Source organism: Bacillus sp. EA-CB0995, from assembly GCF_055814245.1.
In genome coordinates this window covers 3217838-3231819 of the sequence record NZ_CP169269.1, presented here as the reverse complement: position 1 = coordinate 3231819, position 13982 = coordinate 3217838, and the positions used below count along the sequence as shown (strand labels likewise).

At 34.6% G+C, this 13982-nt stretch carries 17 protein-coding genes and 3 pseudogenes; 12 read left to right on the top strand and 8 right to left on the bottom strand.

Going from position 1 to position 13982, the window contains the following annotated elements:
• The first annotated feature begins 88 nt into the window (after positions 1 to 88).
• On the top strand, positions 89 to 823 hold the full coding sequence (gene nfsA / locus ACEWFJ_RS16655) for an oxygen-insensitive NADPH nitroreductase (protein ID WP_429719662.1): 735 nt from the start codon (positions 89 to 91) through the stop codon (positions 821 to 823).
• A 56-nt stretch (positions 824 to 879) separates the two neighbouring features.
• Here nfsA and ACEWFJ_RS16650 read toward each other — a convergent pair whose 3' ends face one another.
• Positions 880 to 1482, bottom strand: a complete 603-nt coding sequence (locus ACEWFJ_RS16650) for an HD domain-containing protein (RefSeq protein ID WP_473689281.1) — start codon at positions 1480 to 1482, stop codon at positions 880 to 882.
• A 93-nt stretch (positions 1483 to 1575) separates the two neighbouring features.
• Between ACEWFJ_RS16650 and ACEWFJ_RS16645 the strand changes: the two genes are divergently transcribed.
• From ACEWFJ_RS16645 to ACEWFJ_RS16625, 5 genes are all read left to right on the top strand, one after another.
• Positions 1576 to 1785 (top strand): hypothetical protein, encoded by a 210-nt coding sequence (locus ACEWFJ_RS16645; protein WP_473689280.1) that lies wholly within the window; start codon positions 1576 to 1578, stop codon positions 1783 to 1785.
• 546 nt (positions 1786 to 2331) lie between these two features.
• On the top strand, positions 2332 to 3009 hold the full coding sequence (locus ACEWFJ_RS16640) for an AzlC family ABC transporter permease (RefSeq protein WP_473692569.1): 678 nt from the start codon (positions 2332 to 2334) through the stop codon (positions 3007 to 3009).
• A complete protein-coding gene (locus ACEWFJ_RS16635) occupies positions 3000 to 3317 on the top strand; it encodes an AzlD domain-containing protein (RefSeq protein WP_098310373.1) in 318 nt (105 codons plus the stop codon). The genes ACEWFJ_RS16640 and ACEWFJ_RS16635 overlap by 10 nt, the downstream gene beginning before the upstream one ends.
• A 134-nt stretch (positions 3318 to 3451) precedes the next feature.
• A complete protein-coding gene (locus tag ACEWFJ_RS16630; protein WP_429719311.1) occupies positions 3452 to 3664 on the top strand; it encodes a DUF3951 domain-containing protein in 213 nt (70 codons plus the stop codon).
• A gap of 29 nt (positions 3665 to 3693) precedes the next feature.
• Complete coding sequence (locus ACEWFJ_RS16625) at positions 3694 to 3987, top strand: hypothetical protein (RefSeq protein WP_098310371.1); 294 nt, start codon at positions 3694 to 3696, stop codon at positions 3985 to 3987.
• Positions 3988 to 4018: 31 nt separating this feature from the next.
• Here ACEWFJ_RS16625 and ACEWFJ_RS16620 read toward each other — a convergent pair whose 3' ends face one another.
• From ACEWFJ_RS16620 to ACEWFJ_RS16605, 4 genes and pseudogenes are all read right to left on the bottom strand, one after another.
• The gene (locus tag ACEWFJ_RS16620) at positions 4019 to 4615 is read right to left on the bottom strand and encodes a dienelactone hydrolase family protein (protein ID WP_473692567.1); all 597 of its coding nucleotides are present in this window, start codon (positions 4613 to 4615) and stop codon (positions 4019 to 4021) included.
• A 6-nt stretch (positions 4616 to 4621) separates the two neighbouring features.
• Positions 4622 to 4939: an antibiotic biosynthesis monooxygenase family protein gene (locus tag ACEWFJ_RS16615; protein WP_473689279.1), complete on the bottom strand. Its 318-nt coding sequence runs from the start codon at positions 4937 to 4939 to the stop codon at positions 4622 to 4624.
• Positions 4940 to 5177: 238 nt separating this feature from the next.
• Positions 5178 to 5357 (bottom strand): H-type small acid-soluble spore protein, encoded by a 180-nt coding sequence (locus ACEWFJ_RS16610; RefSeq protein ID WP_098310369.1) that lies wholly within the window; start codon positions 5355 to 5357, stop codon positions 5178 to 5180.
• A gap of 119 nt (positions 5358 to 5476) precedes the next feature.
• Positions 5477 to 6688 (bottom strand): annotated as a pseudogene (locus ACEWFJ_RS16605) (helix-turn-helix domain-containing protein).
• A gap of 183 nt (positions 6689 to 6871) precedes the next feature.
• Here ACEWFJ_RS16605 and ACEWFJ_RS16600 point away from each other — a divergent pair.
• The 4 genes and pseudogenes from ACEWFJ_RS16600 to ACEWFJ_RS16585 all read left to right on the top strand — a co-directional run bounded on the left by ACEWFJ_RS16600 (position 6872) and on the right by ACEWFJ_RS16585 (position 9923).
• Positions 6872 to 8078, top strand: a pseudogene (locus ACEWFJ_RS16600) (MFS transporter).
• 97 nt (positions 8079 to 8175) lie between these two features.
• Positions 8176 to 8337 (top strand): peptidase, encoded by a 162-nt coding sequence (locus ACEWFJ_RS16595; protein WP_473689278.1) that lies wholly within the window; start codon positions 8176 to 8178, stop codon positions 8335 to 8337.
• Between the two features lie 533 nt (positions 8338 to 8870).
• The gene (locus ACEWFJ_RS16590; RefSeq protein ID WP_473689277.1) at positions 8871 to 9443 is read left to right on the top strand and encodes a histidine phosphatase family protein; all 573 of its coding nucleotides are present in this window, start codon (positions 8871 to 8873) and stop codon (positions 9441 to 9443) included.
• A 90-nt stretch (positions 9444 to 9533) separates the two neighbouring features.
• Positions 9534 to 9923: a hypothetical protein gene (locus ACEWFJ_RS16585; protein ID WP_473689276.1), complete on the top strand. Its 390-nt coding sequence runs from the start codon at positions 9534 to 9536 to the stop codon at positions 9921 to 9923.
• Positions 9924 to 9962: 39 nt separating this feature from the next.
• On the opposite strand, the pseudogene ACEWFJ_RS16580 reads toward ACEWFJ_RS16585, so the two are convergent.
• The 3 genes and pseudogenes from ACEWFJ_RS16580 to ACEWFJ_RS16570 all read right to left on the bottom strand — a co-directional run bounded on the left by ACEWFJ_RS16580 (position 9963) and on the right by ACEWFJ_RS16570 (position 11600).
• Positions 9963 to 10919: pseudogene (locus ACEWFJ_RS16580) on the bottom strand (alpha/beta fold hydrolase).
• On the bottom strand, positions 10877 to 11206 hold the full coding sequence (locus ACEWFJ_RS16575) for a DUF3147 family protein (RefSeq protein WP_473689275.1): 330 nt from the start codon (positions 11204 to 11206) through the stop codon (positions 10877 to 10879). The pseudogene ACEWFJ_RS16580 and the gene ACEWFJ_RS16575 overlap by 43 nt, the downstream one beginning before the upstream one ends.
• Positions 11190 to 11600, bottom strand: coding sequence for a MarR family winged helix-turn-helix transcriptional regulator (locus ACEWFJ_RS16570; protein WP_473689274.1), 411 nt, complete (start codon positions 11598 to 11600; stop codon positions 11190 to 11192). The genes ACEWFJ_RS16575 and ACEWFJ_RS16570 overlap by 17 nt, the downstream gene beginning before the upstream one ends.
• A 303-nt stretch (positions 11601 to 11903) precedes the next feature.
• Here ACEWFJ_RS16570 and ACEWFJ_RS16565 point away from each other — a divergent pair, with 303 nt between their 5' ends.
• Positions 11904 to 12728 (top strand): protein phosphatase 2C domain-containing protein, encoded by an 825-nt coding sequence (locus ACEWFJ_RS16565; protein WP_473689273.1) that lies wholly within the window; start codon positions 11904 to 11906, stop codon positions 12726 to 12728.
• 310 nt (positions 12729 to 13038) lie between these two features.
• Complete coding sequence (locus ACEWFJ_RS16560; RefSeq protein WP_098310360.1) at positions 13039 to 13209, top strand: Fur-regulated basic protein FbpA; 171 nt, start codon at positions 13039 to 13041, stop codon at positions 13207 to 13209.
• Positions 13210 to 13982: the final 773 nt, after the last annotated feature.

Sequence of the window (13982 nt, the reverse complement as noted above, 5' to 3'; positions counted from 1 at the left end):
TTTTTATGTATTATTTAAGCATATCGTTTGTCTGTATGCGAAAAATATGTTAATTATTGAGTATTCAGACTACAGGAGGCGGGATGTTATGAATGAAATTATACATAAAATGGAACAACACGTATCAGTCCGAAAATATAAGAAAGAGCTAATTCCAAAGAATATAATCGAAAGAATGATTGGAGCAGCACAGCATGCGGCATCATCACATTTTGTGCAAGCATATTCAGTTGTATATGTAACAGATGAAGCATTGAAAGAGCAACTAGCAGAGTTATCTGGAAATCGTCACGTGAAAAGCTGCGCGGCATTCTTTGTTTGCTGCGCAGATTTAAAGCGATTAGAAATCGCATGCGAGAAGCATGGAACAGAAATTAAATCTGATACAACAGAAAATTTTATTGTGGCAACGGTAGATGCTTCCCTCTTTGCTCAAAATTTAGCGCTTGCTGCTGAATCCCTTGGATACGGTATTTGTTATATTGGCGGAATTCGTAATAACCCAGAGCAAGTAAGTGAATTGTTACATTTACCTGAGAAAGTATATCCAGTATTTGGAATGACGATTGGTGTACCAGATGAAACTCATGGAGTGAAACCTCGTTTACCAGTTGGAGCTATTTTACATGAAGATGTATATGATGAGGAAAAATATAATGAATTATTAGATGAATATGATCATACGACAAACCAGTATTATAAGGAAAGATTGACAAATCAAAAGGATGTGACATGGACTGGTTCAATGAGTGCGTTCATGTCGCAGGAGAAGCGATTGCATATGAAAGAGTTTTTAGTTAAAAAAGGATTTAATAAAAAATAATGTAGAAAAAGCGGCTACTACATATGCCGCTTTTTTTAACGTATTTTGTAACCTTTCTACTGTTTACAAGTCTCTACATCAATCCCAGCAGCAATTAATTTCTTTTCCCCTTCTTGTTCAATAATCTTTTGTAATTTTGATAAGAACGAATCAAAATCTGTATGCTGTGCAACTTGGAATGTCATTTTATGTTCAATTGGAAGCCATGTATCAATGTCTGCCTCATTATGCTGGATTTTTACTTCTAGTTTATCTAGAGCGTTCGCTACTTTTGCTTCATATGTTTCTTTTTCTTCAAACTCCATCCATAGGTCATATAATTCTTCTCCAAGTGGACCTGATAGTGTATGTTTAATATTCAGGATTGCTTGTTGTTCGTTTTCTTGTTTTTTTCGCTTTAATTCTTCACTATTCATTGTATCAAACGCAGGAATATCACCAGCTTCAGCTTCGACCAAATCGTGAATAATCACCATTTTAAGTAACTTTTCTATGTTCACTTCTTTATCTAAATAAGGCTGAACGAGGATAGCCATAAGTGACATACGCCATGTATGCTCTGCCACACTCTCTTGACGGCCGTTAGAAAGCCAACTGTGCCGCATTTCATATTTGAGTTTTTCTGCTAGTGCAATGATCTTTAAAATATTATATTCCATATAAATCCTCCTCCATATATGTTAATCTTAATACGAAAATGAAATGTGTCAATTTATGGCTTTATATTTACAAAGTTTGATGAGTATTGTGATATGCTCCAATTGCGTGATGAGGACATACAAAATGAGAAAATATTAGATTGCCCAGCGGGGGCTTGTTCATTTACTGCAGTCGCAAATGAAAAGGGCGGCGACGTAACAGCCTGTGAAATTGCATACCAATTTGATCAGAAAGATTTATATGAAAAAGGGCTGCAGATTAAGAAGGTCTGTAAGATAAGTATTAAAAAAGACGACTTTTAAAGTTGTCTTTTTTAATTTAAAATTCAGAATATTATTGACTCGATTGAATTTTCTTTTTATATTAGTAGGTATAATCATAACTACTAAAGGGAAATGAGATTGTGACAGAAGTAAATGGTATCAGTCAACTACCCATCATTTAAACGTTAACATGTTTTTACGTACGTGTTGTATTGTAAATTGAAAAAATTGATTTACATGGAGATTTCATAGAAGTGTTACGATTCATTAAAGCGAATGAATAATATTGTGAAAGAGTTGTAAAAGTTTGGTTTTTCTCAATATGAATGCAACGCTTATATCGGTTTATCTCGTACTAACAGGCAGTAAGACTCCCACCTCAAGATTCTGAGAAAACAAAGAAGATAGGTGGAAGATAACTGCCCGTAAGAGCCAGATTGGTTCAACTAACCATCAGTGGGGATGAAGAAAAACCCCCACTGATGGAAGTTTCACTTTATTAGGTAAGCTGTTTTCTTACATGAGGGAGAAGGGGGAGTTAGGGTGGAACGAGCAGCGGTATTAGAGTCTCAAGATGAAACGTTTATGCAGGGTGTGAAAGATTGTTTACCAACAGTTCTCGGTTATTTAAGCATTGGCGTTGCATCAGGTGTTATTGAGAAAACAGCTGGATTTTCAATAACAGAAATTGCACTTATTTCATTACTGATTTATGCTGGCTCGGCACAGTTTATTATGGCTGGAATGTTTGTAGCGGGTGCACCAGCTTCTACTATTATTTTTACCGTTTTCTTTGTAAATCTAAGACATTTTTTAATGAGTGCAGCATTAGCTCCATACTTAAAAAAAGTATCAATTTGGAAAAATATAGTGATTGGCTCGCAAATTACTGATGAAACATTTGGCGTTGCAGCCCAGCATGTAACAGGAAAACAATATGTAAGTGAAAAATGGATGCTCGGTTTAAATGTGACAGGTTATGTAAATTGGGTAATAGCAAATATCATTGGAGGCATTTTGGGAGATTGGATACCAGACCCACATACATACGGGATGGATTATGCACTTCCAGCGATGTTTATCGGGTTGTTTGTTTTACAACTTGTGAGCAGCCGTCCAAAGTTATTTGTTCATCTTTGCGTTGCCATTGCATCGATTATGATTGCATTTTTTGCTCATTTCTTTGTATCAAATAGTGTTGCTGTTATTGTTGCAACACTTGCAGCAGCGACAATTGGGATGGTGATTGAAAAATGGAAGTAAGATGGGATGTATTACTTGTTGTACTTGGATCTGCAATCGTCACATTGCTTCCGAGAGTAGTGCCACTGCTTGTATTAAGTAAAGTAGAAATTCCAGAATGGGGGTTAAGATGGCTAAATTATATTCCAATTGCAATATTGGCTGCATTGTTAGCACAAACATTATTTATGAACGAAACCGTGCAAGTGGATTATTTATTAGCGGCTATTCCGACGTTTCTTGTTGCAATTTTTACACGGAGCTTATTAGGTGCAGTACTAACGGGAGTTATTGTAATGTTTTTATTACGTTTATTTCTCCCATTTTAATGGGGGCTAAGAAAACGATTGGTAGGGCTTGATTAAAGAAAATCCTCACTGATGAAAGTTTCATTTTTTGTAACAAGGATTATCTCATATTGCATCGAACTTTGTAATATAACGATTACAAAAGGGGTGGTGCCATGTTTATTTTAACAATTGGTGTTGTTATGTTTACAATGTTTTTATTTTTTATTATTGGGCTAACAACATATACAATGTTTGTTCAAAAAGTGACGCCTCAAATTTACTACACACCGTTTGAATCAATTACTGCACAATCACCTGTAGAGTTTCATGAAGAGCAGGAAGATAGGGAAGAAAGTGCGGATGAGAGTAAGGATAAAGATAGATAAAAAGTAATTTTAGTTGAAGGGGAAAAGAAATGAAGAAGTCGAAGGTAGCTAATATTACTGCTATTATAACAATTTTTATCGTGCTAGGAATCTCTATTTTTTCACCTTACAATTATTTGAAACATGTTCATGCAGAAGGAATTTTGCATGAACAAGGAATAAAAGAAGAATTTGAAGATAAAAACGTACAGAGTGTTACATATAAAGGAGATAATACTTATATTGTCAAAACAGATACGAAGGAATATGTTGTAATTCAAGAATATTACACACTTATGAATTATAAATGGAAGATATATGTGCTTGAGAAAACACGGGGATAAACGAAAAATAAACATAGCAGAGGAGTAGGGGCTACTTCTCTGTTATGTTTTGAAGAAAAGAATGTATCATCTGATACCCTTGATCCGCAGCTTCCTCGTTGTATTTTGCAGAACATGGATCAAGAAATCCATGTTCTCCGTTAAGTTGTTTTATGTTTAGTAGTGGATGGCCTTTACTTTGCAAACTATTAATTAAAGTAGAAACGGAAAAGCTATGTTCGTTTGCTGGGAATAATAATAACGTAGGACATGTTGGTACAATGTTTGTGTAATCACGAATACGTGAGCCATAGCATCCGATAACAAAATCAATTTTATGATCTTCACTACATAACCAGGCAAGCGTTGCACCGACGCTAAACCCGAGAATTCCCACATGCATATAGTTATTTCGTAGTTCAGCGAGCATATCCTCAATATGTTCTATCCCCTGTTGAAATCCAACGTTCTTGAGAAAATGTGAATATGCCTCTGTTTCCTCATTGTAATGAAAAGGAGAGGAGCGATGTAATAAATTTGGACAAATAACATCTATAGTCGAAGAGGAAAATGTGTGAATGACATGCTTCATATGTTGGTTGATTCCATATATTTCGTGCAGAAGTAGAAGAGCAGTTTTCGGTTTTATCATTTACTATTCTCCTTTTGTAGCACGGTACTCTCTTTCAACAAGGCAAATTCTTGTATGAAATTGTTCATACCATTGTTCTCGGCCTCTTTTTCTAGCAATCGTATGAGCTGCATGTTCTTTCCATTGCTGAATAGCTTCAAGTGATTCCCAGTACGAAATGGTAATCCCAAATCCAGTTTCATCACGTACGCTTTCAACATCGACAAATCCGGGTTGCTGCTCTGCTAATTTTACCATTTCATCTGCAACGATTTCGTAATCATCTGTTTCAGTTGAGAGTTGAGAAGTGAAAATAACCGCGTAGTATGGTGCTTTGTTCATTTTGTTTTCTCCTTACTATAAATTTTTTCTTTTTAGTTTAACATGGAATCTGAATAGTGTGTCATTTAATGTGTATTTTAATTTCATTTACCGTATTGGATTTAATATGAAAAAATTCATGAAAAACCAAGAATAGTCTCATTAAATAAGCAGTAAGACATCTACGCAAGGGGTGAACTGCCTGTACGTACGAGAAATATAAGAAATCCCACTTCAAAATAAAATGAAGTGGGATTTCTTATATTTCCTCTAAGCTGTTAACTGGAACAGTGAGTTCACGATTTGGATTTGTTGCCTCGTATATGTGTGCTGTTTCATTTTTTTCGTCGACATGTTGAATCGTAACAGGCATACCTTGAAAAGTTACATTTGTTTGTTCCGTTGATTTTGAAATTTCTTTTGCTCTTTGAATGTTCATTTTTAAACTCCTCTCTGTGTCCGATTGGTTAACCATCAAGAGAGCTTCCACTGATGGAAGTTACGCTGTACTACTATTTTGGCTCATAGTAAGGAATAATATACCAATTGATAGAGAGTTTAAAGTTTTTGAATCATTTGTAATGTTTCTTCAGTGAAAGAAGAAAACATCGGAGCATGATAATCTTGAATGGCATGATGTGCTTGCTTTGCTTCATACAGAGCTTGCTCTTTATCCTGCAGGTGTATATAGCATAAAGCACGAAAAGAGCCAGCTGTAGCCAGTAACGCTTTGTCTATTGGATGATGCGTATAATCAGGGATTGTTACTTGTTGTAGAGCTTGTAATGCTTCATGATAACGTTCTAGACCATATAAGGCTTTGCCTTTTTCAAGATAATAAAAGCCATCTTTTTTTGGACCTAGTACCTTTATAGACTGTTCCCCGTATGCTTCAATGTGCATAAGTGCAACTTCATATTTTTTTGTTAGCATATTATGAAAATAAGCTTGTAATATATGAAGAAGAGTTGTTGATACGGCGTTTTCTGTAAATAGAGCGAATTGCTCTGCTTTCTTTAAATAGTATAAGTAACCTTCTGTATCTTTAGCAAATGTGGCTTGATAGGACAAAACACGATAAAATTCATCTGTTTTATAGTACACTTGATTTTTTTAGAAAAAGTAATTGCTTGTAAAATAATATCTTTGCAGGCGTCATAATCTCCAATTGCTAATAAAACGATTGCCTCGTCTAAAAAAGTTCAATTTGCATAATTAAATCCATTTCTAAATGTTTTTCTTTATATTCATCACGAATGGAATTAATTAATTGCAAACATTCATGGTATTTTTTATTGAGAAACAATAATCGAAAGAAGATAAGTTTTGTTTCTGTACTTTCGCGATATAAAGCATATTTTTCGAAAATTAATGTTGCTTTTTCAATATATTCATGGACATGATAATCTTTCATATGAAGTGCTGCTCTAGCGTATTGTTTATATAAGCGTGCAGCATCTAGTGTAGATGGTAGCGCATCATGCACAATAGGATGAAGAATTTCGTATACATCTTTAAAACGCATATCTTGTATATGTTGCTCCATTTCTTGCACAAGAGTAGTAAATTCATTCGCTTCTTCTTCTAATAAAAAGCTTGCATCACAGCCGAGTTTATCAGCAAGATAATGCAACGTTTTCATGGAAGGAGTTGCCTTACCATTTTCAATTTGACTGAGCATACTTTTTGTTAGTTCTGTCCCAGCAAGTTCAGATTGGGTAAGTTTTTTTCTTTTCGTAATGTCCGTATTTTTTCTCCGAGAGTGGCCATGGAACTCCTCCTTTTTTCAAAAAAGTTAAATACAATTAAACTTTTTGTTGTCAAATTCAGAAAATTAATTATATAATAAGTTTAACACAATTTAACTTTTAAAGGGAGAGTGATGATGTGGAAGGTGTATTAGAAAAGCAAAATGATGCACGATTAAAAATTGCGACGCGAAATATTGTTTTGATGATGATTGGGAAATTATCATCAATGCTTGGGGCAAATATTTACACGTTTGCAATGGGGTTGTACGTTTTAAAAACGACAGGATCTGGCATGGGATTTGCTATTACACTTGTTTGTGGTTCTGTACCACGTATGATCTGCGGACCAATCGCCGGAGCAGCAGCAGATCGAATTAGCCGGAAATTGCTTGCTGTTGGAGCAGATATATTAAGTGCTCTTATTATGTTCACCATGTTTTTACTTTCAACTTCATTTGGACTTTCATTGATCTTCATCTATGTCTCCGCAGCACTGTTATCCATATGTGCAAGTTTTTTCTCTATTACTTTAACATCTTCTATTCCATCTTTAGTTGATGCTACACGTATTCAAAAAGCGAATTCATTAAATCAATCAGCTACATCGCTTGCAACAATTTTAGGACCGATTATCGGTGGTCTTGTATACGGTTTATTTTCTATGAAATTCTTTTTTTACTGAATGGTATTACATTTGCTTTTGCAGCGATAATAGAAGTATTTATGGTATTTGATTTGTATAAAGCAGACAAAAAAGAAGATAAGGATCATTTTTTAACGAGCATAAAAGAAGGTTTTGTATATGTGAAAGAGCAAAGTGACATATTTTCGATGCTGAAACTTTCACTTTGGCTTAATTTCTTTTTTGTGCAGTTACGGTCTCACTTCCATATATTATCGTTCAAAAATTATCACTCTCCTCTCAGCAATTTGGAGTAATTGAAGGAATGTTTGCTGTTGGGATGTTAATCGCTTCTATTGTTTTATCTGTTCGAGCAGAAACAACAAATAAGTTTCGGACGATTCGTAGGAACCTTTTCATACTGTCTGGATTATTGTTGTGCATTGTAGTACCAATGTTTCTTCCGTTATCTAAAACAATGGTTTTCATATATTACATTACACTTATGATCCTTTTTGGGGTGAATATCATCACGATTAATGTTCCATTACAAGTCTTTGTTCAAAAAACGACAGCACCAGAATATTTAGGGCGTGTATTCGGATTAATTGAAACAATTGCAACAGCAATTGTCCCTCTTGGAACACTTTTGTATGGTGTACTTTTGGACTATATACCAGCATCTACTGTTATGCTTATATCTACGTTTGGATTGTTTGCTGTTGTTTTTTTGGGCACGAAGCAATGGAAGAATGTACAAAAGCAGGAGGAAGTGTCTATATCTTAAAGAATAAGCAGTCATTGTTACAAAAAGATGAACTTCCTGCATTTGGATAAAAAAGGAGTATACTAATATTATTATCCTATGATAAGGAAGTGTCGTTATGAGTACTGTTGGTGTTGTATATGGAGTTATTCTTTCTTCTATTTTTGTTTCTTTTATGGTAGGTGTAACGCGTTACATTCATAAGTGGAAAGAAGGGGTTGTAAAGTTAAATCATATTGAAGAAGAAGCAAGTGATTTCATGTTACATCACGGGAAATAAAGTGAAACTTCCATCAGTGGACGCCTTTTCCCACTGATGGTAAGCTCTCACCAATCGGGCTCTTATGGGCAGTTAACTTTCATTTAATTTTTTTGCTTTCTCAGAATCTTGAGATTGAGATTTTACTGCCCGTTAGAGCGGGATAAAGTGAAACTTCCATCAGTGGGCGTCTTTTCCCACTGATGGTAAGCTCTCACCAATCGGGCTTTTACGGACAGTTATCATTCACCTATCTTCTTCTCTTTTCTCAGAATCTTGAGGTGGGGGTCTTACTGTCCGTTAATTTGGGATAAAACATTACCTTTACAAAATCTACTGTTAATGGGATGTTTTTTAGAATAATTAAAAATTCATAATTTTATTATGTAAACAGGAAGCGTGGTGCGGAGTATTTTAGAAATACAAGCATCACCTTTTTTTATGTAATGTATTTTATTGCTATATTACCAAATTTATATAAATTTGGATAATCCCTTCCGCTATAGTTGTAGTAGTTATTATATAATTATGAAAAATGCAAAGGGGATAGGGGAATGACTAATATTTACTTTGTACGTCACGCACATTCTACATATATGCCAGATGAGAGAGAAAGACCATTGTCTGAGAAAGGATGGCAAGCAGCAGAGAGTGTAATAGAAGTATTACAAAATGAATCGATAGATGTTGTGATTGCTAGTCCATATAAAAGGGCTATTCAAACAGTAGAAGGGATTGCTGAACATTTCGACTTATCGATTGAGTTAGAGGAAGATTTAAGAGAACGTTTATTAAGTTTAGAGCCTGTCGAAGATTTCGAGAAATCCATTACGAGAGTATGGGAGAATCCTTCTTTTCAGCTTGAAGGTGGAGAATCTAACACTATTGCCCAGCAGCGCGGAGTTTCTTGCATGATGAAAATCTTGCAGAAATATAGAGGGAAAAATATTGTAATAGGAACACATGGGAATATTATGGTCCTTATTATGAATTATTTCGATTCCAAATATGATTTTTCATTTTGGAAAGGGCTTCATATGCCTGACATATATAAGCTGACATTTACAGAAGATCAGCTTATTCAAGTAAATCGACTTTGGAAAGAAGACATTGTAAAAAATGTGTGAAGATTGACGAAAAGGGCAGGAGATTATGTAACAGTTATAGAAATCAATGGCTGGAGTGAAAAAGTTTTTTAATAAAAGGAGGCTGTTCATATGTTCGAGAAAAACAATAGATTTTCATCCATGCCAGGAGAAGTTGTAGAAGTTCACAATGTGTATGAAATTTTACCACCTGACGGAACGATTATTGGTATGGCAACACCTGAGGAAATGGAAATTGCTGCAGAACTAGAACTAAAGCATTACGCTTTTTCACGTTTAATGGAAGCAAATATTCGATTAGACGGTGCCTCCTATAAAGAGATGTTAGAAGAGTTCGAAGAATATGAGAGAAAATCGATGGCTTTCTGGCGGGCACTGCATGAGCGTTTATCTGTGCCATGGGCATGGGTGTTACGCGTTGATGTTGCAAACGGCCCTATTCATGTAAACAATGGAAACTTGTTTTATGATGTAGAAGAGTTAGAAGAAGACTTTGAATAAGAAGAAGGGGAAAGCAGTATAGACACTGCTTTCCTCTTTCTATAAGTTCTGTATATTTTTGATTTGTTTTATTGCTTCAATTATAATATCGGGCCGATCTATTTCAATGGAGTGTCCTGATTTAGTAGCAACAACAAGTTAGCTTTGTTTTGAAAGTGTAGTTTGTTCATGAATGAGTTCTTGCCATACATTTTCTAATGCTTTTGCTTCTTCATAAGGAATACCATCTTGAATTGCTTGTTGTATAGAATGATGAGCATCTCTGCTAATAATTATTAATGGTATATCAGGGAATTGATTTAAGTCTTTCATTTTTTTGGCACAATCTTTCCAAAGCATGATTTCTGATGCAACAGCTTTATAAAGAGATGGAGAGATTGTAAAAGCTAATAATAGTTTTTGTATTTCAATAGGTAATGTAGTTTGCATAGCTGTTAGGTTTGGGGATACCTCTTGTTGTAATTGGACAGTGTCCATATTGGCATAGCATAAACATTTCTTTATCCATTTTTTATCTGAATCTGTTTCATCTAATGTAGGTAAGTCTAGTTCATCTAAGCGGTGTAAATTCATAGATGTTGAATCTACAAGAACAAGTGCAGAAACTTTTTCGGGATAGAGGATAGTAAAGTGTTGTGCACATAAACCGCCATAAGAATGTCCAACTAAAATAATCGGTTCTTGAATGTGTAAAACATGTAGCAATTCTCTTAATTCGTATGTGGTTTGTACGGTTGTACGGTCTTCCTCATTTAACTCACTTGTTCCGTAACCAGGTCGATGAAACAAAACAACCTTGTAGTATGCAGACAGTTCAGTTGCGATTCCTATCCAATTGTAAAGGGAACAAAACATACCCGTTTGAATCACAACAGTTTGCTTTCCTTGTCCCGTTATCAGTATTTCAACTTTTTCCCGAAGACATCTACATGTGTAATCAAAATAAAGCCTCCTTAAGTTTGAAAAAACCTTTGACATATTAATAAAATACTCCATACTCCTATACCAAATAGAATAGAAATGCTAAGTGAAAATGAGTTGCGAAGGCCTAAATATACAATAAATAATAGTAAGGCTGATGCTGGAAAACCATACAAAACTCCTAGTGCAAAACGGCTTAATTCTTCCCGGGAGCCTCCTTCAACAGAAATCCAAAATAGACTGAGCAAACTGATTAATGGAAGTGCCGCAATGAAGCCGCCAAGTGTACTATAGTGCTTGGCAACCTCTGTAACCCCTCCAATAATAAGTGCAGAGACAATAACTTTAACGAGAAAAGCCATCGTGTGCCTCCTTTGCTAATAATTCAAATGCAGATTGAATTAGTTGTTTTTCGTCTTTAGATAACTTCTCTCCTATTTGTTTTAGTTTCGCCTCATCGAGCAGTGTGTGTGTAGCTAATGCTTGTTGACCTTTTTCTGTTAGCATTACAATTACAACTCGTTCATCTTGTTTACTGCGCTCTTTTATTACAAATCCTTTCTGAATTAACCGTTTAATATGTTCAGAAGCTGTGTTATGAGAGAGATGTAGTTCTGCGGCGATATGACTAATGGTTTGTGCTTCTTTTCGAGAGATCATTTGTAAAATACGAATGGCTTGGTGAGATAAATTTTCTTCATATTCGTGACGGAGATAAAAATAAATTGTTTCCCAATGTTTATTTAATGTTAGCATGATTACAACTCCTTTTTTATATCGTATAATACGATATAATCGTTTGTAAAGAAATAAAAGTTTTTATCCCGCATTAACGGGCAGTAAGCCCCCACCTCAAGATTGTGAGGAACTCGAAGAAGATAGGTGGAGGATAACCGCTGGTATACGCCCAATTGGTGAGAGCTTTCCATCAGTGGGGGATGAAGAGAACCCCACTGATGGAAGTTTCACTTTATTTATTAAATTTTTCTGTGAAAAAGTATCTTTTTTTAGTAGATAATATAATCTTATCTTAAAATCACAATGAAACGAGGGATGAGGATGGAAGCCGTACATACCTTTAAATGGACTGGTGATGAAAAAGCATATTTAAATGAGATTCATGTAGAAACGCTAGATCCTCTTTCTATCGGATTATATGGTGGAAATACAGAAGCTGGTGCAAGCAAAAATGAAGAAGCTGTGCTTGCTTGGTGTGATCCACAAGGAACATGGGAATTTGTTATGATTTTTGATGCACAAAGTACTATTGAAAGAGCAAAGCATATTATAGATATAATTTGTAAAAGAAAAGAGAAGTTATTACAGCTTTTCACTTATCCTTCTCATTTAGTTTTTCATCATACGCATATGTATTTATTATCGCTCTTTACGGATGAAAAATTTATTGAAGAAAGTGAACGAATACAAGGACAAACATCATGCCTTATTTGTCTTCGGAAAGGAAAGTTTGTGTATTGGTTGTCAGTAGGGGAATGTTTTGTCTACTTATTTCATCCAAGACTATTACAATGTGACCAGGGGCGTTTGAATAAACGGCAATGTTATGAGAGGATTGGTAGAAAGAATATTTTTTCAGCAGCAACACCTTGTTTTACGTCGGGGGTTCGTGAATTACAAGAAGGAACCAATCACCTTGTGATGGCAACAGATGGGATTGTTGAATGTGGTGAACGGATATTTGAAGACGATCATCTATTATATCAATCGTTACATGCGGAAGATGCCCTTCATATTGGACAAATACTTGACAAGGTAGATTCTTGGAAAGAAGCAAAAAGTGTCACAATTATAGGTTGGTCCGTTGATATAGAAAATATAGATTGGACCTGTGAGGGTGATGAAAGCAGATATGATAAAAAATAGAAGTAATATGTAAAACATACCGCACAGAAATACATTTTTCTATGCGGTATGTTTTATTTTAAAGAAGCACTATTAAAGAAAGAGTTTAGAAGGTTGGATGGAATGTTAATATTTGATGTAATCATTCCGGATATAAGAAGTAGAATGTTCAATAAAAAAGATCTCAAAAAGTGTCATGAGATCTTTTTTTGTGCATATATATGTATAATGTGGCCACAAAGCGGTAGTATAATCTCACTTCCTAAAAATCTATTTTAAAGCAGGTAAAGGTTATTATAGGGAAATTGCCGAAAGGAGTTTTGAAGAAAGAATGAGTTATGGGCTCCGTTATGCTGTAGAACAAAGGAAAAAGCAATTGATTGAGAAGTTAATTGATGTAGGTGTATACAAAGTATTAAATAAACAATTATATGAATTATCACTAGATGAATTAGAAAAAGAATATAATGATATCTTAAAATATGAAGATGTACGTGCGTAGTTTATTACCTTAAAGTTCAGAAGAATTCCAGGTGATAGGTATGGTTAACCATCAGTGGGGGATGAAAAAACCCTCCACTGATGGAGGTTTCACTTTATAAAAATCCCTTTCATAGTAGGTATTATCAAGACCTAGATTATAAAAAGCTTTAAAAATAAAGGAGAACACATATTAGTCATATATAATATGTGTTCTCCTTTTATCTAGTATTAAACAAAAGCACCCGATAGTTTAAGTGTAAACCTTCACAATGTTGTATGGAAAAATTCTCCCTCATTACCAAGGAAGTTTTTGTGTTATTCCTCTAGACTAGGCAAGTTTATTTCCACTGCACCCCTATTTTAACCCTTATTTACCTTAAACATGGACAAGAGTACTGTTCACTTATATTTAATTGAGTATATTATAAAGAACCAATTTGTAAATATTCAAGGAGTTGAAGAGTATTGTCTTTTCCGAACATCCTGAACATCTCGCCTACCATTGTGGGTTTGAAATAAAGTCACGATGTTTGTAAGAATGACGCGAAGCTTTGAACAAAGTTGCGATGCTTTATCTCTTTGATCGAAGAATTTTAAATGAATTTGGATTTTTTATTACATGAATTGTCCATTCAAAAAGAAAAGAATCCATTTTGATTAATGTTCTTTTTGAATGGATTCTTTTGCTTATTGTACAGTTAGTTTTCTTTAAATGGATTGTGATTTTGAATAAAATTTTGTTTTCACTTTTTGATCAAACTTTGTTTTAATGCCACACAATTTAGGATTAAG